This window comes from Mesorhizobium sp. B2-2-3, assembly GCF_006442405.1.
Lineage (GTDB): Bacteria > Pseudomonadota > Alphaproteobacteria > Rhizobiales > Rhizobiaceae > Mesorhizobium.
In genome coordinates this window covers 106,568-130,312 of record NZ_VFWC01000001.1, presented here as the reverse complement: position 1 = coordinate 130,312, position 23,745 = coordinate 106,568, and the positions used below count along the sequence as shown (strand labels likewise).

General features: G+C 63.2%; 20 protein-coding genes. 8 read left to right on the top strand and 12 right to left on the bottom strand.

The features are described from left to right. Positions 1-12: 12 nt before the first annotated feature. From FJ951_RS00585 to FJ951_RS00560, 6 genes are all read right to left on the bottom strand, one after another. Positions 13-1,455: a GMC family oxidoreductase gene (locus tag FJ951_RS00585; RefSeq protein ID WP_140512929.1), complete on the bottom strand. Its 1,443-nt coding sequence runs from the start codon at positions 1,453-1,455 to the stop codon at positions 13-15. 93 nt (positions 1,456-1,548) lie between these two features. Continuing rightward, complete coding sequence (locus FJ951_RS00580; protein ID WP_140497179.1) at positions 1,549-2,880, bottom strand: UDP-glucose/GDP-mannose dehydrogenase family protein; 1,332 nt, start codon at positions 2,878-2,880, stop codon at positions 1,549-1,551. Positions 2,881-2,953: 73 nt separating this feature from the next. Next, the gene (locus FJ951_RS00575) at positions 2,954-3,829 is read right to left on the bottom strand and encodes a family 16 glycosylhydrolase (protein WP_140497181.1); all 876 of its coding nucleotides are present in this window, start codon (positions 3,827-3,829) and stop codon (positions 2,954-2,956) included. A 136-nt stretch (positions 3,830-3,965) separates the two neighbouring features. Then, positions 3,966-4,367 (bottom strand): hypothetical protein, encoded by a 402-nt coding sequence (locus FJ951_RS00570; protein WP_140512927.1) that lies wholly within the window; start codon positions 4,365-4,367, stop codon positions 3,966-3,968. A gap of 223 nt (positions 4,368-4,590) precedes the next feature. Continuing rightward, positions 4,591-5,613: a glycosyltransferase gene (locus tag FJ951_RS00565; RefSeq protein WP_140512925.1), complete on the bottom strand. Its 1,023-nt coding sequence runs from the start codon at positions 5,611-5,613 to the stop codon at positions 4,591-4,593. Positions 5,614-5,683: 70 nt separating this feature from the next. Beyond that, entirely contained in the window at positions 5,684-6,811 is a 1,128-nt protein-coding gene (locus FJ951_RS00560; protein ID WP_140512922.1) for a nucleotidyltransferase family protein, read from the bottom strand. A 522-nt stretch (positions 6,812-7,333) separates the two neighbouring features. Here FJ951_RS00560 and FJ951_RS00555 point away from each other — a divergent pair. The 6 genes from FJ951_RS00555 to FJ951_RS00530 all read left to right on the top strand — a co-directional run bounded on the left by FJ951_RS00555 (position 7,334) and on the right by FJ951_RS00530 (position 13,175). After that, entirely contained in the window at positions 7,334-7,486 is a 153-nt protein-coding gene (locus FJ951_RS00555) for a lasso peptide (RefSeq protein WP_140497189.1), read from the top strand. Between the two features lie 166 nt (positions 7,487-7,652). Continuing rightward, complete coding sequence (locus FJ951_RS00550; protein ID WP_140497191.1) at positions 7,653-7,952, top strand: PqqD family protein; 300 nt, start codon at positions 7,653-7,655, stop codon at positions 7,950-7,952. A gap of 118 nt (positions 7,953-8,070) precedes the next feature. Further along, positions 8,071-8,445 carry a lasso peptide biosynthesis B2 protein gene (locus tag FJ951_RS00545; protein ID WP_224618327.1) on the top strand — a complete coding sequence of 125 codons (375 nt, stop codon included), beginning with the start codon at positions 8,071-8,073 and terminating at the stop codon, positions 8,443-8,445. 3 nt (positions 8,446-8,448) lie between these two features. Continuing rightward, positions 8,449-10,356 (top strand): lasso peptide isopeptide bond-forming cyclase, encoded by a 1,908-nt coding sequence (locus FJ951_RS00540; RefSeq protein ID WP_140512920.1) that lies wholly within the window; start codon positions 8,449-8,451, stop codon positions 10,354-10,356. Continuing rightward, positions 10,353-11,324, top strand: coding sequence for a serine kinase (locus FJ951_RS00535; protein WP_140512918.1), 972 nt, complete (start codon positions 10,353-10,355; stop codon positions 11,322-11,324). The genes FJ951_RS00540 and FJ951_RS00535 overlap by 4 nt, the downstream gene beginning before the upstream one ends. Positions 11,325-11,330: 6 nt before the next feature. Next, positions 11,331-13,175, top strand: coding sequence for an ABC transporter ATP-binding protein (locus FJ951_RS00530; RefSeq protein WP_140512916.1), 1,845 nt, complete (start codon positions 11,331-11,333; stop codon positions 13,173-13,175). Between the two features lie 17 nt (positions 13,176-13,192). Here the strand turns inward: FJ951_RS00530 and FJ951_RS00525 are convergent, their stop codons facing one another. Further along, entirely contained in the window at positions 13,193-13,468 is a 276-nt protein-coding gene (locus FJ951_RS00525) for an exopolysaccharide production repressor exox (protein WP_140512914.1), read from the bottom strand. A gap of 600 nt (positions 13,469-14,068) precedes the next feature. Here FJ951_RS00525 and FJ951_RS00520 point away from each other — a divergent pair. Together FJ951_RS00520 and FJ951_RS00515 are read left to right on the top strand one after the other, a co-directional pair. Continuing rightward, complete coding sequence (locus FJ951_RS00520; RefSeq protein WP_140497203.1) at positions 14,069-14,746, top strand: sugar transferase; 678 nt, start codon at positions 14,069-14,071, stop codon at positions 14,744-14,746. Positions 14,747-14,856: 110 nt separating this feature from the next. Continuing rightward, positions 14,857-16,122 (top strand): polysaccharide biosynthesis/export family protein, encoded by a 1,266-nt coding sequence (locus FJ951_RS00515; protein WP_181171603.1) that lies wholly within the window; start codon positions 14,857-14,859, stop codon positions 16,120-16,122. Between the two features lie 224 nt (positions 16,123-16,346). Here FJ951_RS00515 and FJ951_RS00510 read toward each other — a convergent pair whose 3' ends face one another. The 5 genes from FJ951_RS00510 to FJ951_RS00490 form a co-directional block, all read right to left on the bottom strand. Further along, positions 16,347-17,648, bottom strand: a complete 1,302-nt coding sequence (locus FJ951_RS00510) for an O-antigen ligase (protein WP_140512908.1) — start codon at positions 17,646-17,648, stop codon at positions 16,347-16,349. Between the two features lie 257 nt (positions 17,649-17,905). Then, positions 17,906-18,733, bottom strand: a complete 828-nt coding sequence (locus FJ951_RS00505; protein ID WP_140512906.1) for an SDR family NAD(P)-dependent oxidoreductase — start codon at positions 18,731-18,733, stop codon at positions 17,906-17,908. 109 nt (positions 18,734-18,842) lie between these two features. Beyond that, positions 18,843-19,358, bottom strand: a complete 516-nt coding sequence (locus tag FJ951_RS00500) for an acetone carboxylase subunit gamma (protein ID WP_140512904.1) — start codon at positions 19,356-19,358, stop codon at positions 18,843-18,845. Between the two features lie 5 nt (positions 19,359-19,363). After that, on the bottom strand, positions 19,364-21,559 hold the full coding sequence (locus FJ951_RS00495; RefSeq protein ID WP_140512902.1) for a hydantoinase B/oxoprolinase family protein: 2,196 nt from the start codon (positions 21,557-21,559) through the stop codon (positions 19,364-19,366). A 13-nt stretch (positions 21,560-21,572) separates the two neighbouring features. After that, positions 21,573-23,738, bottom strand: a complete 2,166-nt coding sequence (locus FJ951_RS00490) for a hydantoinase/oxoprolinase family protein (protein WP_140512900.1) — start codon at positions 23,736-23,738, stop codon at positions 21,573-21,575. Positions 23,739-23,745 lie beyond the last annotated feature (7 nt).

The window sequence follows — 23,745 nt, the reverse complement described above, 5'->3', positions numbered from 1 at the left end:
GGTTTGCTCCTCTCACGCCATCCGGCTCGCCGCCCGCAGGGACAGCGCTGCCGCGGTCAGGCTCGGATTGGCGCATGAACAGCTCGGATATGTGCTGGTGCCGACCACGACCAGGTTCCTGAGCTGGTGATGAATCATGCCGCTGTCGACCACCGAATCGGCCGGGCCCGTTCCCATCCGGAGCGTACCCTGGACATGCGATTCGGTTGGCCGGATGCCGCGATCGAAAAGCTGTTCGACCGGCAGCGGGGCGAGCAGCCCGGGCAGTTTCTCCAGCGCCCGCGCCATGCCCTTGACTGCGTAGTCCGACGGCGCCTTGAAGCTGACGAAGGCGTTGTCGTCCTCGTCGAGCGTGACGAAATTCTCATGGTCGAGCAGGTTCTCGGTCACCACGACGAGCGGCAGCGCCTGGCGCAACCGCCCCTTCTCGGCGCGCATGCCGTGTTGCCAGCGGTTCTCGAAATAGACCAGCGCCGCGGCGTGCTCGGACCGGTGCGGACCGTCATAGAGGCCGAAATTCAAGCCGGTGGTGATGGTGCTGCCGTCGAAATTGTCGACACCGTCGAGATAGACCTCGAAATTCCAGCCATAGGATTCATGCAGGCCGCGGCCGACGAATTCGCCTCCCAGGCCGGACCGCAGCATGATCGCCGCGCTCTGGATGGCATTGGCGCCGAGAATGAAGAGGTCGCCGCTGACCTGATATTCCTTGCCGCCATGGACGAAGGTGACCGAGCGGACCGTCCCGCCGACATGATCGAGCCTGCGCACTTCCGAACCGAGGCAGACCGACACGTCGGGATGCTCGAAGACATGCATCAGGCCATTGTTGGCGGTGAACTTGGCGTCGACCGGGCATAGCCAGCATCTGAGGTTGGCGCAGCACGAGGTGCGCTGCGCGGTCGGCACGCGGGCGCGCGCGGTGGGCATAACGAAATGCTGGCCTGGCTGCGCCGCCTTCATCATCCGGTCGGGCGTCGACATGCGGTGCGGCGGCTGCGGAAAGGGCTTCGAGCGCGGCAGCATCGCCGCCATGTCGGGATCGCCCGAGATCGACATGATGTCTTCGGCGTCGCAATAGAACGGCTCGACGTCGTCATAGCTGATCGGCCAGTCATTGCCGATGCCGTAAGTGCTTTTCAGCCTGAAGTCGTTGGGATGGAACCTCGGCGTCTGCGCGAACCAGCAGTTGGTGCCGCCGCCCAGCCCGATCGTGTAGTTCCAGGGCTTGTCGGAATTGGTCTTGTAGGTCGACTCGTCCTCGATGTCGGTGTTGACGTTCTGCTTGAGCTGCCATTCATGCGTGTTGTGCCGGCCCCATTCCAGGAGCAGGATGCGCGCCTTACGCCGCTTCGTGAATTCGTGCAGGAAGAAGGCCGAACCGAAACCGGAACCGATCGCGACAACGTCGAAGTGGTCCTTGGTGATCTGCTCCGGCTTTACGTCCAGCACCATCAGCCGCAACTCCTTTCCGGGTCTTGTGCGTTCGTCATGGCAAGCACACCGGCCGGCCGCGGCGATCCCACATTGGATTGCCCAAACCCGGTCTCATGCCGCCATCCTGCCGATCGAGTGATATTCGATGCCGTGGCGGGCGATGACCTTGGGATCATAGAGGTTGCGGCCGTCGAAGATGATCGGCGTGGTCAGCGCGTCCTTCAGCGCGTCGAAGGACGGCGCGCGAAAACTCTTCCACTCGGTGGCGATCAGCAGCGCATCGGCGCCGCGCAGCGCCGCTTCCTTGGTGCCGCACAGAAGCAGGTCGTCGCGCAGCCCATAGATGGCCTGGCATTCCTGCATCGCCTCGGGATCATAGGCCTGCACGGTGGCGCCGACGTTCCAGAGTGCCTCCATCAGCGTGCGGGCGGGCGCCTCGCGCATGTCGTCGGTGTTGGGCTTGAAAGCCAGGCCCCAGAGCGCGAAGGTCTTGCCCTTGAGGTTGCCCTTGAAATAGCGGTTCACCTTGTCGAACAGCACGGACTTCTGCTCGTTGTTGCGCTCCTCGACGGCGCGCAGCAGCTTGGCGTCGAACTTGACGCCTTCGGCGGTCTTGATCAGGGCGCGCACGTCCTTGGGAAAGCAGGAGCCGCCATAGCCGAGGCCCGGATAAATGAAGTGGTAGCCGATGCGCGGATCGCTGCCGATGCCCTTGCGCACCTCCTCGATGTCGGCGCCGAGCTGTTCGGCCAGATTCGCCATTTCGTTCATGAAGCTGATCTTGGTGGCGAGCATGCAATTGGCCGCGTATTTGGTGAATTCGGCGCTGCGCACATCCATCACGATCATCTTCTCGTGGTTGCGGTTGAAGGGGGCGTAGAGCTCACGCATCACCGCCTCGGTGTCCTCGCTCGATGTGCCGACGATGATGCGGTCCGGCCTCATGCAATCGGCGACGGCGGACCCTTCCTTGAGGAATTCCGGATTGGAAGCGACGTCGAAGGTCAGGTCCTCGCGGCCTCTTTTCTTCAGCGTTTCGGCGATCCTGGCCTTGATCTTCTCGCAGGTGCCGACCGGCACGGTCGACTTGCCGACGACGATCTTGGGCGCATCCATTTCCCGGCCGATCGCCTCGGCGACCGCCAGCACATATTTGAGATCGGCCGAGCCATCCTCGCCGGGAGGCGTGCCGACCGCGATCATCTGGATTTCACCATGCCTGACGGCGGCGGCCGCGTCGGTGGTGAACTTGATGCGGCCGGCGGCATGGTTCTCCCTCACGATGCTTTCCAGGCCCGGCTCGAAAATCGGGACGAGACCTTGATTGAGCCGCTCGACCTTGTTCGCGTCGATGTCGACGCAGACGACCTGGTGGCCCACTTCGGCAAGCACAGCAGCCTGCACGAGACCGACATAGCCGATACCAAACACCGTCAAATTCATTCTGTTTTGTTCCTGTCCAGGGCAGCGGACCGTGTTCGGCCCGGCCGGTTCAAATCGACTTTTCCAATAGGTTCTATTTTACGCTGCATGCCAGCGATTCCGGAAACTGGCAGGGTTCGCCCTGCGCGGTGAAGGCGACGCGCTCGATCTGCAGCGAAAGCTTGCGTCCGGGATCGGCGAATGCGCCCAACCATCCGGTCATCGTATCGCTGCCCCAGAGGCTGAAGAAGATCTTCTGAGCATGGCTGGGCAGCTTTGCCGGATCGGTGATGGTGTTCACCAGTTGGCCGTTGACGTACCAGCGCAAACTGTCCTTCTGCCAGACGAAGGCGTAGTCGTTGAAGGCCTTTTCCGTGCCGCCCGGCACGTCGACCAGCTTCTCGTTCTTGCCCTTGCCGGCGATGTAGGCATTGACCTGCACCTTGGACGTGTCCTTGGTCAGGATCTCGAAGTCGATCTCGTCCCAGGGCTGCTTGTCCGACGGGCCGATATAGGAGAAGAAAGCCGCGTTGAGGCCGGGACCGGTGTCGGTTTTCATGCGCGCCTCGTAGGTGCCATAGCCGAATCGCTGCTTGGTCTGGATTTCGCCGCAAGCGTAGTCGCGATCCTTCGTCTTCTGCTTCTCGAAACCCAATGACAGCACGCCGTCCGCCAGGCTGACCTGCCCCTTCGCCCAGGTGCAATTCTGATGGCCGCCATTCGTCCAGCCATCGGAGACATACCAGCGCTGGCGGTTGAAGCTGGTGAAATCATCGACGAATGAGGGCGCCGACTTCAGATCCTGCGACCAGGATGGCGCCGGCCCGGCGAACAGGCCAGCGAGAGCGGCCAGCGCGACCAGGGCAGCCCTGCGTCCGGTGGAACCGCCCGGGCGGGCTTGCCTGGCCTGGCGCGTTGACGATATGCCGCGAACTGCGACGGTGAACGTGGTTCTCGGATCCGCATTCATACGAAACTCAACCTTTGCGCTGTGCATCCCCAACCCAAAGTAGCCATTCGAGCCGTTGCCAAACGGCGCTTTCTTTCTCTCGTCAGCCCCTCCCCAAGCTGCCTTCTCGCCTCGCGCCAAATCCACCCTTCAGCCTTCACCCTCTGCCGGCGCCTGCCGGTTTGGCGAGCCCCTCGCTGGCCGTCATATCGGACGACCCGTCCTCATCGAAAACCATATCCAGCGAATGACGAAGCTCCCGGACCATGCCGTTCTGGCGCGACAGCGCCGCGATGCGGCGCTCGCAATTCAGGATCGACGTCGTCAATTCATCGACCTCGGCGGAACGGCGCGCAGACGCCGAGCCGTTCTCCATGGCCTCGACCAGAAAGGCGGCGTTGGTGGCCGTCGCCTTGTAGCGATTCTCCAGCCCGTTTCGCTCGGCCTCGATCTCGGCCGCGATCTGCTCGAACAGCTTCGCCAGGCGGTCGAGGCGCGAGATGTCGGTCTGGCGGTCGCGGGCCGGATTCCTTGATCTGAAGCCGAATATCGAGGCCATGCGTTCAAAGTCCTGTGGTGGTCCGACCGTCGGCCGGGCCCCTTACCGGTTCAATATCGGGCAGTCCGATCGGAGGCCGGTTCATTGGCCATCCTAATTGCTGCACCGCAACATAGACTGCCATCCTCCGGCCGGCTAGGCAACCACCCAATTCGTAAACTCATAAATCCGCCGGAAATGCTTTGCGCGACGGGCTGGCAAGAGCGCGGCCGGAGGCCCGCATTCAAGGCTGCTTGCCCGTGCTGGTGCCGGCCATGAGAAAACGCATTGGCGGCACATGTTGACGACGGGAGGCAAACCCGACGCGGCGAAACAGCGCCTCGAGCTTGTCGGACGCCACGCCCTGGACGATGGGAACCAGGTTGGATTGGCTTGCGAAGGCATAGGCCGCGGCCGACGCCAGGCCCCGCTCGGCCTTGACGTCGAGGAAATTGCGCAGCCGGTATTTGTCGCGCACGTGGCGCTCGTGGCGGCGCAGCACCGCTTTGGAACCCTCAGGCAGGCTGTCGATCGCCAGCAGCGCCAGGTCGGCGTCGGCCAGACGCTTCAGGTCCTGCGTCTTGTGGCGGCCGCTCAGCGAATCGGCCCGCACGATGGCGCCGTAACCGCAGGAGCGGATGACCTTGAAGCGCGCGCCGCTGGCGACCGCGCGCGCGTAGAGTTCGTAATCCTCGCCCAGACGCAAGCTCTCGTCATAGCGCAAGCCGTGCCTGTCGAGAAAAGCGCGGCTGATCACCGGCTTGAGGAAACCGAGTTCGCCTCTGCGCACGTTGCGCCTGGAGATGTTGCCTTCGACGAAGCGCTCCAGGTCGAGGAATTCCGGCTCGGCCGCGAACTGCGGTGCGACGATCTGGGTGACATCGCTCAAGGCGTCGTCCCTGATGAGCATGATGTTGTCGGCCGCGAAATCCCAGTCCGCGCCGGCAAACAGATTGTGAAATCTGCCCGCGAGAAAGAAGTCGTCGGCGTCCAGAATGGCGATGAACGGCGATTGCGAGGCGGCGATGGCGGCGTTGCGGGCGAAGGAGGGGCCGCGATTGACGTCGAGACGGATCACCGCGAGCCGGTCGCTGCCGTCATCGGCGGCGCGGGCGACTTGGGCCGTGTCATCGGTGGAGGCGTCATCGACGACGACGACTTCGGCCACCTCCGGTTCGCGCAGCGCGGACGCGATGGCGACCGCGATTGTTCGCGCCGCGTTTCGGGCCGCGATGATCACGCAGACCTTTGATTCCGTCATCGACATGAATTTGCCTCTTGCACAGGTTCCATTCTGCCCTCGCCCTGTACGTGTTCGATGCCCGACAGGCTTCCCGTCACGGGCTGCCCTGCCGTTCGAAGATGCGGCGGCTGATGTCGGCCGATGCCGCCCAGCCGGCTTCCGCCAGATAGCGGACCGGCGCACGACCGCACAGCTCCCACAACACGGTGCGCCGCTGCGGCCAGCGCAGGGATGACAGCCATGGCGCGATGACCATGTTGAGCAGGTCCTCATTGCCGATACGCGACAGCATCCGCGCGGCGCGCTGCGACAGGAGCGTGTCGGCGCCGCCGAGGAGCACGTCGGCGGCGCGCAGGCCAAGCAGCAGCGTGTCGTCCAGCCCCTGCGCCGCGGCGGCATCGAGCAGGCGCTGCTGCTCGGCTTCGTCCAGGCGGTCGGCGCTGGCGCGCACGTCGCAGACGTAACCGGCGCAGGGTTCCCGGTTAAAAAGCGCCTTGGCGACGCTGATGCAGGACAACAGCAGAGTGTCGGCCGCCGATGTGAACGGCACCTCGACGCCGGTGATCTCGACCTGCCGTTTGCGCCGCAGGAAGCCATCCGCGTCGCGCGGGCTGGGCGAGCCGGGTTGCTGGAGCCGATAATGCAGATCGACAGTGGATTGCGTCGGCCCGTCGCCGCGGATCATGTGCTGTTCGCCGAGGAAACGGACCCACCAGACGGAGCGCGACTTGCCGGCGATCTCGTATCCGATCGAGCGGAGCGCCTCGCGCGCCCTGAAAAACCCGGCCGGCGCCACCAATATGTCGACATCGCCCGAAGGCTTCATGAAATGATCGTCGTAAAGCAGATGCTGCTGGAAGGGACCTTTCAGGAAAACGAAATCGATTTGCCTGTCGCGCAGCGCCGCCTGGATCGCCATCGAATCCATGATGCAGGACGCGTTCATCGAAACGGTCTTCCGGCGGTAGGCGTCGAGCCATTGGGAGAGCTGGGCCGGCGGCCCATTCGCGGGTGCGCTCGACAGCACCTTGAGGATAAAGGTCGCGACCTTGTTCAACCTGGCTATGTCGGTGACATTGGTTACGGAGAGGCCGGAGGCATCGCCGGGCGCGGCGCCGGATCGCGCCGCGAAGAACAGCCGCAGACAGGCCTGCACATAGGCGATCTCGCTGGCGCAAACGGCGGCGCGCAGTCGCTCATATGAACGTTCGGTCAGGGCCATCGGGCGCACGGTTCTCCAGAAGCGATCGGCGCGACGCCTATGCTGCAGGTGCGAAGCAAAGCATCGCCAAAAACTTTTGCGCCGTCCAGTTTTTCCTTTTGCAGCGCAAAAATCCGGCCCCGACGTTTATCGAAACCGGCTCGGGCGAACGATGAGGAGAACTGCTGGACCACAAGGGACGAGTGGCCTTTTCGGCGTTCCGTAGCAAACCTACCGGGAGACCCGGCGCTACGGCATTATTGTCGCCATGCCTTGAAGTGACAGGGCTTAAAAAGTTTATATATGCAAATCAATTTCTTATGCTGACCTAGTGCATTAGGCCCATATGCAGGGATCTCTAGGCGATCAAGGCCAAAGCTTGAGATCGTTACTCACGACTGTGTCTGCGCGCGCAGTCCATAATTGATTAATGCGCGGTAAATCAGGCTTGACTCATAAATGCTGCCATGCAGCTATTGCATCGCAGCATGAAAGTGCCGCCGGCAATCGACAGGCCGTTTCCAGTCCTTGATGGAGTGTAAAATGGAACAGAATGTTGAAAAGCAGGAGTACGAAACGCCCAGCCTGACGGTTCATGGTTCGATTGAAACCATCACTCAGGGCGGTGGCGGCAACACGGCGCTCGACGCAGCATTTCCTGCGCACACGCCGATTGGCGACCTGACGTTCTCCTGAGCCTGTCCTGATTCTGGAGGGACACGTTGGGCCTCTGGAATCCAAGAACCATAAAGGGAGTCGGGGTGAAAATCCCGGCTTCTCTTCATTGCCTGACCCGGCTTTTCTTCATCGCCAGAATGGTCGGCACGCATTGCGGACAGTGTGTAGCAAACGAGGTTTTCGGATGAACTGGAACCCATCTGACCACGATCGCGTAAGTGCGACCAAGGAAGCGGTTGCCTGCGAATTCGGCAATGGCCTGGCGCTTCTCAACCTGAAATCCAACATCTACTACAGCCTCAACGGGGTAGGCACGTTCATCTGGGAGTTGATCCAGGAGCCGAAACCAATTGCCGAAATCCGCCGGGCCGTGCTCGCGCGCTACGATGTCGACGCCGAGCGCTGCAGGGCCGATGTCGACGCACTGTTGAAAGGTCTGGCCGATAGCGGACTTGCGAGGCTGCATCATGAGGAACCTGTCTAGGCAGGTTCCGCAAAAGCGGGTCACGGTTTTGCGACAAGAACCTGCGACGGAGAAAAGTCCCGACCAGACGAAGCACCGGCGGCGTCGGCTTCGAGCTCTCTCCCTGAGTGGCCCGGAAATGCTGTTCCTCTGCCGCTGCCTGCTGGTGGTCGCGGCCGTTCGCCTGGGGCTGACCCTGTTCTCCTACAACCGCCTTCGCGGCATCGTCACCCGGCTGGAGGCGCGTGAATGCGCCAGCACGGGAGAACTGCGCCGTGTCGCCTGGGGCGTTGCCGCCGCGGCCCGCCTGGTGCCGCGCGCAAGCTGCCTCACCCAGGCGCTCGCCGGCCAGTACATTCTCGCCCGCCAGGGCAACGCCTCGAAGATCCGCATCGGCATCGAGCGCGACACCGGCCGGCAGCTGAAGGCGCATGCCTGGCTGATCAGCGGCAACCATGTCGTCCTTGGCGGCTCGATAGACAGGTTTGTCCCTCTCGTCGACTATGGTCAATGACCGATGAGCGGCGTGGCCGGTATCCTGCACGGGCACGAGGCGCCGGAGTCCGCAGCCGATATCCAGCGCATGCTGGCCCGCATGCGTCATCGCGCCCGCGACGGCAGTTCGTGGTGGACCGACAAGGCTGTCGCGCTCGGCCACGCCTGGCTCAACACGACCGATGAAGCCGGCCCCGGCCCGCTGACGATGGCGGGCGGCAAACTGGCCGTCACCGCGGATTGCCGCCTGGACAATCGCGACGAGCTGACGGCACGGCTCGGCGTCCGCGACGCATCGGTTGCCGACGCCGTGCTCCTGATGCGGGCCTATTTGCGCTGGGGCGAAGCCTGTCCCGTGCACCTGCAAGGCGATTTCGCCTTCGCCATCTGGGATGCCGAGCGGCAGGTGCTGTTTTGCGCGCGCGATCATTTCGGCGTCAAACCGTTCTACTATCACGCGGACGGGCAGCGCTTTGTCTTTGCCTCCGAGATCGGCCCGATCCTTGGCGTCACCGGGGCCGGCGCCCGCCTCAGCGAACATCAGATCTCGGGTTTCCTGGCAGGGCTGCCAGACGATCCGCAAGCGACGCCTTATACCGATATTTTCCGCCTGCCGGCGCGCCACAGCCTCACTGTGACGGGGCAGCGCGTGACGCTGCAGCGATACTGGCAGATCGAGCCGTCGTCGCGGCCTATGCGGCCGGACGCCGCCGAGGAATTCGCCCACCTCTTCTCGCAGTCCGTGCGCAACCGCATGCGCGGAAGCGCGGCGGTCGGGGCCATGCTGAGCGGCGGCCTGGACTCCTCTTCGATCGCCTGCGTGGCGGGCCGGCAAAACCTGTCCGAGGAAAAGCCGAGGCTGCCCACCTTTTCGCTGGTTTTCGAACGCGGTTCGGCGATGGACGAAACCCCCTTCATAGACGCGGTGCTGGAACAAGGGCGCGTCGACGGCACGCTGATCCCGGTCGGCAACTACGCGCCGTTCGCGGAATTCGAACGGGTGCTGGAAGAGCAGGAAGGAACGTTCCTGGCGCCGGGCCTTACGCTCACCCGGGAGGTATACAGGACGGCGGGCGCCAAAGGCGTCAAGGTGCTTCTCGACGGCCATGGCGGGGACGAAGTCGTATCGCAGGGGCACGGCCATCTGCACGAGCTTGCCAATGCAGGCAAGTGGCTGGAGCTGTGGCGCGAGATCCGCAGCGCTTCCAACACCTATGGCGACGGCATGCTCGGCATGTATTTCCAGTTCCTGACCATCTACGGGCCTGCCTGGCGCGTGGCCAGGCTCAGGCACGCCGCGAACCGGCTCCTGCACAGGCTGCGAAAGCCGGCCCAGGGCGGAAGCTGGCGCGACCTGATCAATGCCGATCTTGCCGGCCGCACCGAGCTCATCGAGCGGGTTCACCGAGCCGGCTACAAGCCGCCCGACGTCAGCGCCAGCGAGGCGCTGACCCACCGCTGGATTCTTTCCAACGGCTATGTGCCGCATGCTTTCGAAGTCCTCGACAAGGCGGCCGCCAATTTCGGCGTCGAACCTCGTTATCCCTTCTGGGACAAGCCGCTGGTCGAGTTCTGCCTGGCATTGCCGGGCGAGGAGAAGCTCAGCCGCGGTTTTGGCCGCTACGTGCTGCGCCGCGCCATGCAAGACGTGCTGCCGGCGGCGGTCCAGTGGCGGCGCGACAAGATCGATTTCACCGGCAATCTCGTCAACGGCATGCTGCGCAACCACCGCGACCTCCTGGAACAGGTGCTCGGCCCGGACGCCGGCCGCATCGAGCCCTATATCAACCTGCCGGCCGTGAAGGCTGCCTATGCCCGGCTGCTCAGTCGGCCCGACCGGCCGGCGCCGCTCGACGTCCAGTATGTCTGGCGCTCGGCGTCGCTGTCGCTGTGGCTGCGGCAGGTGCAGCGTGCCGGGAGTGCCGCATGACGCCGTTGAACGAGCCGCTGGCCCTCCGCCCGCGCGCGCAAGGCTGGCCGCGCGGACAGCGCCGTTTTTATCGAGCCTACGGCCTGACCATCGCTTCCGAGGTGACATTGCCAGAACTGGAGCCGGCCGAACCCGCAGCGGCGGATATCGTGATCAGTGTCGGCGCGATCGATATGCCGAAGCCTTCGCCCGAGGCCGCGACCATTTTCCGCTTCGAACCGGATCGGCAATATCTGGCATGGCACGCTGTCGCCGCGTTCCTGATCAGCGACGCCTGCCGCATCGAGGTCGAGCCGGCGCCCGGCATCGACGACGCGCTGATCGCGTTCCCGCTGCTGGGACCGGTGATGGCGCTCATCCTGCACCAGCGCGGCCTGCTCGTGCTGCATGCCAGCGCCGTCGCGATTGCCGGCAAAAGCGCCATCTTCATGGGCGACAAGGGCGCCGGCAAATCGACGACGGCAAGCGCCATGATCCGTGCCGGACACGAACTGCTTACCGATGACGTCGTGGCGCTCGATCTCAGCCATCCGGACGAGCCGATGATCGTGCCGGGTTTTCCCCAGATCAAGCTGGCGGCCGACGCCGCTGCCGCGATTTCGCTTGAAGGGGCACAAGTGCGGCCGCAGGTGCATCCGGCCATCAACAAGGCCCAGCACCGCTTGCAGAGTGCCTTTTCGCGCGACAGGGTTCCGGCGACCCGCATCTACATTCTCGAGCGCGGCCGAAAGGCTGAGATCTCGCCCATGCCTGGCATCGCCGCTTTGCCGGCCGTGATCAGATTTTCATATGTCACGCGCTTCGGCCGCGCCGCCCTGGTCGGCGATTTCGCGGCGGCGCATCTCGGGCATTGCGCGCGGCTCGCCGATCGCGTCGGCGTGTGCAGGCTCGAAGTGCCGACGGGCTTCGACAGAATCGGCGAGGTCGTGAGCCTCGTCGAGCATGACTTGATGGCAGGACAGGGGTAGCAGGAGATGTCGAAATCATCGCTCCTTCGCCCGTCATTGTTTCGGGAAATCGCCGGGTTCGGCGCCGTTATCGCCCAGATAGGCGGGCGGCGGACCTGGACGGCACTGCTCTTCCTGATCATGGGCAGCCTGACCGAAGGCATCTCCATCCTGTTGCTGGTTCCGCTGTTGCAGCTAGTCGGACGCTCCGGCCAGGACTTCGCGATCAAGCTGCCCGACAATGATTTCATGCGTTGGCTGGTGCCGGACGGCACGCTGAAGCTGACCACGATGCTGTGCATGCTGGTGGCGCTGGTCGCGCTGCAGGCCGCCTTCAACCGCTTCAAGTCGGTCTACATGGCCAGTCTTCTCTTCGATTTCATCAACCGCCTGCGCATGAACCTGTTCGAAAGCATCGGCAAGGCACGATGGGGCGTCTTCACGCGCATGCGCGGCTCCGACCTCGACCATGCGCTGACCGGGGACATAGACCGCGTCCAGGGCGCGGCCTTCTCGCTGCTGATGCTGGTGCAGATCGCCGTGCTTCTGGCCGGCTATCTCGTGATCTCCATGTTCATTTCGCCGGTCATGACGCTGTTCGCCGTGGTCATCGGCATGCTGATGTTCCTCGCGCTGCGGCCATTCCGGTCGCGGGCCACCGCCTTTGGCCAGGTCCTGACCACCAACCGCCAGGATCAATACCGGACGGTCTCGGAATTCCTCGGCGGCATCAAGGTGGCCAAGAGCCTGAACATCGAGGCGACCTATTTCGCGCAGTTGCAGGCGACACTTGAAAGAATGAAGGCCGACAACATCGCCTATGTGCGCAACAGTTCGACCGGCACCGCCCTGTTCCAGGTGGCGAGCGTGATCGGCTTGAGCCTGTTCATCTATGTTGCGCTGGTTCGCTTCGACCTCTCACTGGCCGAGATCGTGGTGCTGCTACTGGTCTTCATGCGCATCGCGCCGCGCTTCATGGACATGCAGACGCAGGCGCAGCAGGTCCTGATCAACCTGCCCGCCTATGCCGCGATGCGCAGCCTGCAGATGCGTTTCGACGCCGAGCGGGAACCTGGCCATGCCGGGATCGAGGACGCTCGAAAGCTGTCGCTCGATTTCGGACTGAATGTTCGCGGCGTCTCCTTCGCCTACGAGGACGGCGCCGCCAAGACGGTGGTGAGCGACATCACCTTCGGCCTTCCGGCCGGCAAGGTCACCGCCCTTATCGGCCCTTCGGGATCAGGCAAGAGCACGATCGCCGACATGCTGCTCGGCCTGCTCGAGCCGACAGCCGGCACGATCCTCGTCGATGGCGTCGAGATCGACGCCGCCAATCGCCGGGGCTGGCGCGACCAGGTCGCCTACGTGCCGCAGGACGTGTTTCTCCTGCACGACACGATCGCGGCGAACCTACGCCTGGCCGCACAGCAAGCAAGCGACGATGAACTGTGGGCCGCATTGCGATCGGCCCATGCGGCCGAATTCGTCGAACGGCTCGACCTCAAGCTGGAAACGGTGGTCGGCGACCGCGGCGTGCGGTTGTCGGGCGGCGAACGCCAGCGGATCGCGCTGGCGCGCGCCTTGCTGCGCAAGCCGTCACTGCTCATCCTCGATGAGGCGACCAGCGCGCTCGACTGGCAAAACCAGGCACTGATCGCGCAATCGATCGACGGGCTGCGCGGCTCGATGACGATCCTGACCATCGCGCACCGGCCATCGATGATCGCGTTCGCCGACTGGGTGGTGGCGATGGAAAACGGCCGTGTCGTCGAGGTCGGGCAATATCGGCGGCTGAAGGCGAAAGCAGGAAGCCGGTTGTCCCGGATGCTTTCGGGCGAACAATCTGAGTCCGAACCCGCCGACGTGGCCTGAGGCCAGCCCGGTCTGGGTCAGTGAAGGCTTCGCCCGGCGCCGCCCAGCTTTTCACCCTCGGCCACCTCGGCCGAACTCAGCTTTCTTTCGGCCTCGCGTGTCCTGTCGGCCGGCGTCGGCGCGCTTTTGACGATCATGGCATAGACGAGCACGAAGTAGCCCGCCTGGATGACCACGGCACAAATGATGACGCGCAGCAGCGTCGTGCCTATTGAAGCGCCGCCCAGCCATGACCAGCCAACGACGATCGCAAGAGCGAAAATCATCCCAACGATGAATTTTGGAAGCGACATACCCAACAGCCCACAAACCGGCCCGGGTATATTCCAATCGTTGCCCCACCCGAGCGTCGTCCCTTGTCATGCGGGCTTGTTAAGTCGCCCGCTCCCGGCCGGTTGCTTCCGGCCTTTCAACCTGTCGCCACTTTGACAGGTATAATTTGCAATTCTATTAAGGCGAGCAAAAGGCCGCAAGGGCAACTGCATTTATTTTTAGGTGAGCTTTTGCGCTCGACTCGCTCATGCTGCAACGCACACGACGGGATTACGCGCAACTTCGGCTCTTTGGTGTTTTTCAGTAGAATCTACAATATTGAATAGTATTTTATATGAATACCACCGAATATCGTGCCGCTCTAAAGCACCAACGAGCTCCATTCAAGGGCATAAAGAACGCCCCGCCTAGAAGTTGCCCCAAAAGCGCCTCTATTTTTCCGGCTATGCCCATTTATTGTCATAAATGTGCTAAATATTCCGAAATTTGTGCAGGGCGCGCTTATTATTTAGTCAATTCATGACGTGACTATTTCAAAGGTGCGGGAAATTGTGTGTTGCGCTGCAACATTTTTTTGATATCGTGCCGTAAACCATCCGGTCAACGCATGGAGTTTTGGCATGAGGGATGTTGCCAAGTCGGCCACAGCGGAGTTTTCGCAGGCTGGCGTCGATTTTCCACCGCCGATCGGCGGCCTTATCAAGCGCAGTTTCGATATTGCCGGTTCACTGGCCGCCCTGATCGCTCTCAGCCCGCTGTTCGTGATGATAGCGCTGCTCGTCAAATTCTCCGATGGCGGATCGATTTTTTACGGTCACCGGCGAATCGGGCGTGGCGGACGGGTTTTCCCTTGTCTCAAGTTCCGCACCATGGTGCCGGACGGCGAAAGGGTGCTGGCCGCCTATCTGGCGGCCAATCCGGAAGCCAAGGCGGAATGGATAGCCACCCGCAAGCTGAAGAACGATCCGCGCGTCACCCGGGTCGGCGCGGTCCTGAGGAAACTCAGTCTCGATGAGTTGCCGCAGGTCATCAACATCCTTCAGGGCGACATGAGCCTTGTCGGACCTCGCCCGGTCGTGCGCGACGAACTGGAGATCTATGGCAGCGCCGCTGTGTATTACCTGAAGTCCCGCCCCGGCCTGACCGGCCTGTGGCAGGTCAGCGGCCGCAACGACGTCTCCTATGACAGCCGAGTCGCGTTCGATCGCCACTATGTCGAGAATTGGTCACTTTTTGAGGATATTCGCATCATCATCAAGACAGTTCCGGCTGTCTGGATGTCGCGCGGCTGCTACTGAGCGGTCGCGAACCGGATCGCACGCGGGGGATCTCTCCCGGCAGGCATCGGGCGCAGGCTCATCGGGCTGGTGGGGCCAAAGCGGATCGGAACATTCAGTTGAAGATAGACATGTTCGAAGTTTTTTGCAGCGGCCCGCATTCGAGCCGCTCGCGGCGTTTGCGGCTCGTAGCCAGTTGCCTGGCCCTGTCGCTCGCCCTGCCGCGGATCGCCATTGCCGACGAGTACCATCTCGGATCGCAAGACAAGCTCACCATCCGTATCGCGGAGTGGCAGACCGTCGAAGGCACGTTCCGCGACTGGTCGGCGGTGAATGGCGTATACACGGTCGGGCCGGCCGGAATGCTGTCGGTGCCTTTCGTCGGCGAGCTGCCGGCATCCGGCAAGACAACGGCCGAAGTCGCGGCGGCGATCGGCGAGGCGCTGCAGCACAAGCTCGCTTTGTCGGACCGGCCCGAGGCATCGGTCGAAATGGCGCAGTTCCGGCCGTTCTATATTTCGGGTGAGGTGCAGAACCCCGGCCAATTCCCCTATGTGCCCGATCTTACGGTGTTGAAGGCGGTCAGCATCGCCGGCGGCATCCGGCGAAGCGCCGACTACGGCCCGCAGCTCGGCAAGGACCTGGTCACCGCCAAAGGCAATTTCGATATATATGACGATCAGCGCGTTCGACTGATCGTCAAGCGCGCGCGCATCGATGCCGACCTTGCGGGCAAGTCGAGCTTCGACGTGCCGAAGGAGGTCGAGGGCGATCCGAGACTGCAGGCCATCGTCGCGGACGAGATGACGATCCTCACGGCTGACCAGAAGGCGCTGAAGCTGAAGCTCGAGGCGCTCAGCGATCTGAAAGGGGTTCTGCAGGCCGAGATCGAATCGCTGCAGAAGAAGATCGTCAACCAGCAGAAGCAGGTCGACCTGGCGCAGCAGCAACTCACCAGCATCGGTCCGCTGGCCCAGAAAGGCCTGGTCGCCAACGCAAGACTGCTGGATTCGCAACAGTCCGTCACCGACCTTCAGGGCAAGATCCTGGACTACGAAACGGCCATCCTCACCGCCAAGCAAGCGATCAGCAAGGCAACGCAGGATGCCATCGATGCCCAGAACACGCTGAGCTCGAGCCTCGCCGCCGACCGGCAGCAGACCGAAGCCGACCTGAACGAGGCCGCGCTGAGGGTCAACATGCAGAAAGGATTGATGGCCCAGGCCACCGATCCCGCCACCGTGGCCGCCAGCGCAACCAACGAAGAGCCCACCCTGATCTATTCACTGCTGCGCGCTGCCGAGGGCAAGACGAGCGAGATTGCGGTCAAGGAAGACACCCCCGTGTTGCCGGGCGATGTGATCAAGGTCAAGCTGGCGCCAATGCCCAGCCAGTAAGTGGTCGAACGGCCGAGATAAGAGCAGCTCACCGTTCACGAAAACGGTGAGCTGCTCTATCCCTTTGTTTTTGCGCAATTCCGGACGGAAAGCGCTGCGCGCGTTTCCCGGGGAAGCCGTACACACTTTCCTGAAATTGCTGGAGCGGGGCGGCGTTTGAGGGAATCGCCAGCCGCTCTATCGCCTTGCTTTGACGCAATCCCAAACGGGAAACCGATCGGTATTCATCGAGCGGCGTCCGTGCCAGGCTCGGGGCCGCTCCAGCCTCTGGCGGCATTTGCCTCTTCGATCCTTGCCGCAGACAGGCGAGGACGGGCAACGGGCAGTCGCGCCAGCTTGAAGAAGCTGAAATACATCAGGAAGGAACCCATGATGTAGGGGTTGAGGATCTCGACCTCGACGAAGGAGCGGATCAGGAGCAGCACCATGACGCCGGCCAGAACGACCGAATCCGCCCGCCATGTCCCGAACGCCACCGCCGAGACATGGCCGTAGAGCGTGCGCAGGATGACCAGCGAAACCAGCGTCGCCCCGACGAAGCCGAGTTCGACAAGGGCTTCGATGTAGGTGTTGTGGAAGTGGAAGCCGGTGCGGGTGGTGATGTAGAACTCGTTCCACAGGCGCTCGGCCTCGGCAAAGCCCTGGACCCAGTATGCGGCATAACCGACGCCGAGCATGGGCGCCCTCTGCGCGGCGTTCCAGCCCTGCTCCCACAGATAGGTGCGCCCGGTGAGCGTCGAATCCTTGCCGAACAGGCCGAGGACGAAGTCCATGAGGCCGAGATTCAGCGCCACAAGGATAGCGACGACCAGCATGCCTGTGCCGACCAGGAAGATCACCCGGCGGTAGCGTCGCGACAGCACCTTGCTCATGGCAAGCAGCATCACCAGCGCCAGCACCGCCGGTGTCGAGGCCATCGAGGTGGCCGAATGCGAGATGACCAGCAGATAGGCCGACAAAAGCACCACCGGCACGGTCAGGAACAGGCTCAGCCGGCCGTGCCTGAGGAAGGCGATGAAGACGACGCTGAAATAGATGCCGAGCGAGGCGACGAAGCCGATCTGGTTCTTGGAGGCGAAGGCGCCGACGAAATTATAAGTGCCGTCGAGGACGTCCTCGGAATAGGCCCCGACCTTGAGAGAGTAGAGCAGGACGACGAATATGCCGACCAGGGCGCCTATTGTCAGGGTCCGCACACTGACGGCTCGCGCCGCGACATAGGCGCAGGCGATGTGGGAGAAGTACTGGACGGCCGTTCTCGCGGTGATGCCGGGAGCGTCCGACCAGAAGACGGAGAAGCATACATAGGCCGCGAACGACAATGGCAGCCAGGCGCTGGACAGATGCCGCAGGAACCGCCTGTAGTCGACCATGATGAGGGGCAGCCACACCGCATAATAGGCCAGGATCAGCACCTGGCCGAATATGACGGAGTAGGAGAATGCCCAGACCGAGACGGCAACGGCAAAACTGCCGTAGACCGAGTTCCTCTCGGGATCGACCAGCAAGGACTTTGGAATCTTCATCTCAGGTTCTCGCCGAGCCTACCCCGGACCGCCGCGTAGCCGGCAGGCATCTCCGTAAGAAGGGTGCAATCGACGGCATCTCCATTGTGCAGTGCAATATAACCTATCGCGCCGCGCGCTCAATGGCAAATGCGGTCACCTTGTCTTACAGCCAGGCGAGCGCCGAGAGATCAGGTCCGGGACAGCCGCCCGGACGGGATCGGATTTCTCTTTCCATTGCCGGCCTCTCCATCGAGGCCCGCAAACAGCCGTGCGCGCTACCAAAGTGCTCCGCCGGTGACCTGTATGTTTTCCATGGTAATGCCCTTGGCCATATCCGAGCAGAGGAACACGGCCAGCGCCGCGATCTCCTGCGGCTGGAGAATGCGCTGCTGGGGGTTGCCCCTGGCGATCTCGGCCATCGCGTCCTCGGCCGTGCGGCCCTTGCCCTCGCGCTCGACGACCTGCGCCACGTTGCGGCGCATCAGTTCGGTCTCGACCCAGGTCGGGCTGATCATGACGCAGGTGACGCCATGCGCCGCCCCTTCGAGCGCCACGCAACGGGTGAGGCCGAGGAGACCAGCCTTGGAGGCGCAGTAAGCGGGATTGTCCTTCCACCCGACCGAGGCGGCGGTCGAGCCGATGTTGACGATGCGGCCCCAGCCGCGCTCGATCATGCCGGGCAGCACAGCGCGGGTGGCGCGGAAGGCGCCGGTGAGATTGGTGTCGACGATCTTGTCCCACAGCGCGTCGGAATGGCCGCAGACCGGCTGCTCGGCCGTGGTGCCGGCGGCGTTGACCAGGATGTCGACAGGACCCACCGCCGCCTCGGCGTCGGCCGCGAAACGGTTCGTGACGTCGCTGTCGCGCACGTCAAGATGGGCGGCGTAAATCCTCGTTCCATGCGCGCCGAGAGCCGAACGCACGCGCTCTATCTCGTCAGCGCCGGGATAGTAGGCGGCGTCGGATCTCTCCACGCCGCCAGGTGCGACATAGGAACCGACGGCGACATTGGCGCCGGCCTGCGCCAATGCCGTGGCAATCGCCAGGCCCATTCCGGAGAAGCCACCGGTGACGATTGCGCCGCGGCCGGAAAGGTTTGTCATCGGGCATGGCCTCCGCGCGGCACGGGACGGTCCATCAGTCCCGAGAGTATCTGAACTTCATAGGCCAACATAACCTTCGGAGCCGGTGACGAAACTTGTGTCCTTGCCATCAGCTTTCCTTGTCCATCGGCTCCAGCGGCTCCAGCGGCTTGCCCAGCCAATCGCGGTAGAAACCTTCCAGGTCGGGTTCGAAATCATGGACGATGGGATAACCCGGCGCCGCGGCCTCGACCTCGTGCAGCGTGCCGCATTGCGGACAGATGAACTCGCGGATTTCCATCCATTCGGGATCCGGCAGGTCGCTGTTGGGATAGATCTCGCGCAGCGCCTCCTCGCTGTCGCGCACGATGATCGAAGCCTTCAGCTTCCAGTTCTTGCGGTAGTCGCCGAAGGAATGGCCGCATTCGCAACGGGTTACCCGCTCATCGCCGCTCTGGCAGATGAAGAGGTGGTCGCCAACAGGGAGCAGTATCGGATCGCTCCAGCCGACGCGGTCCTGCAAAACCGCGACATATTTGAAGAACCGGTCGTCGTCCTTGTAGGCGCTCATGACGCGGCGCGTCTGCGGCCAAGGCAGGGTGCCCGCGACCAGATCGGCGATGACTTCCTTGCTGTATGAGGTCATGGTCCCTACTCCACGCCGAAGGTCGATTTGGCATCGACATCCCAGAAGGTTGAAAAATCCCTGGTGAAGCGCGGCGAAAGCTTGATGGCGCTGGCATACATCTTCTTCACCTCGGGCGCGAAATCGACCGCCTTCACCCGCTCGCGCTCCTTGGCCATCCACTCCGAGACCGGCCTGGCCCGAGCGAGCCGGCGCGACCGCATCTCGGCGCGGTGGCGCTTGGTGGCTTCGAGATTGGCGACGGGATAGCCGTCCTCGTCCTCGTCAAGCACGATCCCGAAGACATTTTCGGCAGCTTCCCTGGTGAGATAGCCGTTCTCGACGTCCGATGCCGTCTTGAGCGGGTCGCGCTCCAGCACGTCGCCATAGCCGCCACCGCCATTGTAGGAATGGGTGAACACGTCGCCGGTTTTGTGGGGCGCGGTGATATAGGGCCCTTCCATCGTCACGTGCTGGCCTTCGAGCCGGACCTCGAGTTCGGAACGATAAGGATTGGTGCCGGTATGGTGCGCCAGCGGCGCGCCCTTTTGTGCGAGCTCGAAGATGTTGCTGTCGCGCACCGCACGGTGTTTTTGGCAGGTCGGCGCCGGATAGCCGCCGCAGAGCCCGCCATTGTCGAAGACGCGCGAGGAGTGTTCCGAGGTGACCAGCCGGAGATGGTCGGTCTTGCTGACCAGCCAGGTCGACAGGAAGGCGCAGCCGCCGCGATATTTGCCGGCGCCGCCGGAATTGGCAACGATCGAGCGGCCGATATAGACCATCGGCATGTTCTGTTCCCAGATCTCGATGTTGCCCATGTCGGATTCAGGGTTCCAGCCGACATAGGCGGTGTCCAGCCCGTCCTTGATGGCAAGCGCGCCGGAACCGGCGGCCGCGCATTCGAAATGCGCCATGCCGAACAGCGTGCCGTACTGGCTGGTTCCCCCCATCTCGATCATCGGGCTGTTGACCTGGCCGACGAAGGCCTCCTCGACGAAGCCGCGGGCGATGAATGATCTCGACAGGAGCCGCTGGAAAACGCCATAGGCCGGCAGGAGCAGCGCCCAGGACGTGGCCGTCGCCACCATCTCATTGTCGGGATTGGTCCAGGTGCCATGCGGCAGCTTGAGCTCCGTTGCCATCCAGGCGCCGTCATTGACCAGGCCTTCGAAATTCATGTGCTGGGTCAGCGTCACGAACATGCCGCCATCCATGCCGGCCGGCGTGCAGTTCATGGAATGGTAGCCCCAGGGCTGCGTGCCCTCGAAATCCATGATGATCTTGCCGCCCGTGGTGATCTCCATTTCGATCGGAATGTTGTAGAGCCAGTCGGGGTCGCCGAGCGGCTGGTAGCCCGGCTTGCCCTTGGTGACATGACCGTAAAAAGTATGCCCCCGATAGATGCCGGGAACGGTCAGTTGTCGCGTGCGGGCGAGTTGCGCGCGGCGGCCCTCCTCGATGAATTCCTTCGACACCTTCATCCAGTAGTCGAGGCCGATCTCGTCGATCAGCGCCTTGACGCTTTCGCGCATGTCGATGCAGGAGGCGACCTTGGCCTTCTCGTCCAGCACCCAGTAGATGGGCATGCGCAGATTGCGCTCGCAGCGGATCACGTAGTCGCGCCGCAGTTCGTCGTTCTGGCCGACTTTTTCGGCGCAGACGAACAGGCCTTCGGTGAAGCGCTCCTGTGCCAGCGCCACGTCGCCGCCCGGCGTGATGCCGCCGGCCTCAAGTTCGTGGCAGACCGCGCCCGCCCAGCCGACGAGTTTGCCCGTGTGGAAGATCGGCACCACGTCCATCACGTCGGGCACCTGCACGGTGCCGATGAAGGCGTCGTTGTTGGCGAAGATGTCGCCGTCGACGATGCGGGGATTTTCCTCGTAGCCTTGTCTGATCATCCATTTGATGAAGCGGCTCATCGTGTGCACATGCACCATGATGCCGTTGGAGAGCGCGATCGCGTCGCCCTCGGGCGTGTAGATGGCGACGACCATCTCGCCGACCTCGCGCACGCCGGGCGAAGCCGAGATGCGACGCGCCATCTCGCGCGCCGAGACGCAGTAGGCGCGCAGCTTGGTGTGCAGCGTCTCGAACTTCAGCGGATCTTGGTTGCGCAGTTCGAGATCGGTGATGCCGTCATAGCAGCCGGTCTCGTCCATGAGCCGTTCGGATTCGATCAGCCGCTCGCGGAGGCGCAGGGCGGAGGCGGGTTTGTCCAGCATGGCGTTCGCCCTCTCAAGCGTGGGAGTAGTGGAGCAGCGTCCATTCGTCGACGAAGACACGGTCCCGCGGATGGACGACGAGGGTGGTGGCGGGGTGTTCGATGATGGCCGGGCCGGTCACCTCATGCCCCGGCAGCAGAAGATCCATCTCGTAGAGATCGGCCTTGTGCCAGCGGCCGCCAATATAGGCCTCGCGCACGCCCTTGTGCGCGGATGCGGGGCTTGAGGCGCCGAGCGGCCGCTTGAGCAGCACGGGCTTGACCTTGTCGGCGGTGGCGATGAGACCGAGTTCGGTGATCGAGAAGCCGGCTTCACCATAACGCGAGACGCGATGGTTGACCTTGGCGTAGACCGCCTCGAACTCGTCGATGACCTTGCGCATCTCGTCGACCGAATTGATCGCCGAGAGCGGCGCCATCACCTCGACATCCTCGAGCTGGCCGGTATAGCGCATCATCAGGAACGGCGCCGTCCTGATCTTGTCCAGCGCATGACCGTCGGCCACCATCTCGTCGACCGCGGCCCTGGTGAGATCGTCCCAGACCGCGGTCACTCTGGCACCGAAGGCCAGCAGTTCGGCCTCGCTTGCGCGCGCGCCGATGTCGATCTGCGTGGATACCGAATGCCGGCGCATGAAATCCGCCGTGGTGCAGCCGAAGGCGGAGAAAGCGGCCGCGAACTGGAAGGTGATGATATCCTTGAAGCCGATGCCCCTGGAGCAGCCGGCCAGATGCAACGGCCCCGAGCCGCCATAGGAAAGCAATGTGAACTCCGAAGGGTGGATCCCCTGGCCGGAGATGACGCGGCGCAGCGCGTTGTTGGCGTCGGCCTCCAGCATATCGATCATGCCTTCGGCGGCTTCCTCCACGCCGACGCCGAGCAGACGGGAGCACTTCTCCTCGAAGGCCTTGCGCGCCTTCTCGACCTGCAGCACGACCTTGCCGCCGAGGAAATAATGCGGGTTCAGCCGGCCGAGGATGGCGTCGCAATCGGCGATGGTCGGCTCGGTGCCGCCCCTGGCGAAGCAGATCGGGCCGGGATCGGCACCGGCGCTTTCGGGCCCGAGCGAGACTTTCTTCGTCAGCGGATCGACCTTGAGGATCATGCCGGCGCCGGCGCCGATCGTGTCGAGATGCAGCGTCGGCACATTGAGCTTGAACCGGTCCATCAGGGGCTCGTTCTCGATCCGGGTCTGGCCGCGCGTGATGACGCCCATGTCGAAGGAGGTGCCGCCCATGTCCGAGCAGATCAGCGAGTCATTGCCGATCAGCTTGCCGACATAGGCCGCGCCCAGAATGCCGCCGATCGGGCCGGAGATCATGGTTTCGTGCAGGCGCGGGTGGTTGATCGAGGTGAGACCGCCGAAGGAGAGCAGCGTCTGGACGCCATATCTGAAGCCGTATTTCTTCGAGACGTCCTCGATCCCCTTGAGCTGCTTGCGGCCGCGCGAGGTGGCGTAGGCCTCGATCAGCACCGAGTTCAGCCGCGACTGCTCGCGGATGACCGGGCGCACCTCATGGCTGCTGTAGACGAGGATGTCGGCTCCGGCGGCGGCGATCTCCTCGCGGCAGATCTCGGCGATGCGCTTCTCATGCACCGGATTGACATGCGAGAAGATCGTCATGATGCAGACCGCCTCGACCTTGTCGGCGATCAGCTTTTTCGCCGCGGCACGGACCTCATGCTCATAGAGCGGCAGGATGATGTCGCCGAACTGGTCGATGCGCTCGGTGACGCCGTGAGTGCGTCGGCGCGGCACCAGCGGATCGGGATGATGATGCGTCACAGCGTGCAGCCGGTCGGCATAGGAATAGTCGGCCCAGGCCTGCAGGCCGCGACCCATCAGGATCATGTCCTCAAGGCCCTTGGTGGTGATCAGGCCGAGTTTCCTGCCGGTGCGCGACAGCAGCGTGTTGAGCATGCCGGTGCCGGAATAGAGCACCACATTGACGCCCGAAAACAGGGCCTCGAGCGAGATGCCCCAGGCGTCCGCCGCGTCCTCGGCCGAGGCGAGGAACCCCTCGGCCTCGTTCTTCGGCGTCGTTGCCGACTTGCCGATCTTGAAGCGGCCGTCCTGATCGACAAGGATGGTGTCGGTCATGGTGCCGCCGGCGTCGATGCCGATGACGATGGGATTGGTAGAGATATGGTCCACGGGTCGCCTTCCCTTGCCGAGCATGACCACA

Coding starts and splice junctions, on each gene's coding strand:
- FJ951_RS00585 (WP_140512929.1), bottom strand. CDS start 1,455: ATGGTGCTGGACGTAAAGCCGGAGCAGATCACCAAGGACCACTTCGAC.
- FJ951_RS00580 (WP_140497179.1), bottom strand. CDS start 2,880: ATGAATTTGACGGTGTTTGGTATCGGCTATGTCGGTCTCGTGCAGGCT.
- FJ951_RS00575 (WP_140497181.1), bottom strand. CDS start 3,829: ATGAATGCGGATCCGAGAACCACGTTCACCGTCGCAGTTCGCGGCATA.
- FJ951_RS00570 (WP_140512927.1), bottom strand. CDS start 4,367: ATGGCCTCGATATTCGGCTTCAGATCAAGGAATCCGGCCCGCGACCGC.
- FJ951_RS00565 (WP_140512925.1), bottom strand. CDS start 5,613: ATGTCGATGACGGAATCAAAGGTCTGCGTGATCATCGCGGCCCGAAAC.
- FJ951_RS00560 (WP_140512922.1), bottom strand. CDS start 6,811: ATGGCCCTGACCGAACGTTCATATGAGCGACTGCGCGCCGCCGTTTGC.
- FJ951_RS00555 (WP_140497189.1), top strand. CDS start 7,334: ATGGAACAGAATGTTGAAAAGCAGGAGTACGAAACGCCCAGCCTGACG.
- FJ951_RS00550 (WP_140497191.1), top strand. CDS start 7,653: ATGAACTGGAACCCATCTGACCACGATCGCGTAAGTGCGACCAAGGAA.
- FJ951_RS00545 (WP_224618327.1), top strand. CDS start 8,071: ATGCTGTTCCTCTGCCGCTGCCTGCTGGTGGTCGCGGCCGTTCGCCTG.
- FJ951_RS00540 (WP_140512920.1), top strand. CDS start 8,449: ATGAGCGGCGTGGCCGGTATCCTGCACGGGCACGAGGCGCCGGAGTCC.
- FJ951_RS00535 (WP_140512918.1), top strand. CDS start 10,353: ATGACGCCGTTGAACGAGCCGCTGGCCCTCCGCCCGCGCGCGCAAGGC.
- FJ951_RS00530 (WP_140512916.1), top strand. CDS start 11,331: ATGTCGAAATCATCGCTCCTTCGCCCGTCATTGTTTCGGGAAATCGCC.
- FJ951_RS00525 (WP_140512914.1), bottom strand. CDS start 13,468: ATGTCGCTTCCAAAATTCATCGTTGGGATGATTTTCGCTCTTGCGATC.
- FJ951_RS00520 (WP_140497203.1), top strand. CDS start 14,069: ATGAGGGATGTTGCCAAGTCGGCCACAGCGGAGTTTTCGCAGGCTGGC.
- FJ951_RS00515 (WP_181171603.1), top strand. CDS start 14,857: ATGTTCGAAGTTTTTTGCAGCGGCCCGCATTCGAGCCGCTCGCGGCGT.
- FJ951_RS00510 (WP_140512908.1), bottom strand. CDS start 17,648: ATGAAGATTCCAAAGTCCTTGCTGGTCGATCCCGAGAGGAACTCGGTC.
- FJ951_RS00505 (WP_140512906.1), bottom strand. CDS start 18,733: ATGACAAACCTTTCCGGCCGCGGCGCAATCGTCACCGGTGGCTTCTCC.
- FJ951_RS00500 (WP_140512904.1), bottom strand. CDS start 19,358: ATGACCTCATACAGCAAGGAAGTCATCGCCGATCTGGTCGCGGGCACC.
- FJ951_RS00495 (WP_140512902.1), bottom strand. CDS start 21,559: ATGCTGGACAAACCCGCCTCCGCCCTGCGCCTCCGCGAGCGGCTGATC.
- FJ951_RS00490 (WP_140512900.1), bottom strand. CDS start 23,738: ATGCTCGGCAAGGGAAGGCGACCCGTGGACCATATCTCTACCAATCCC.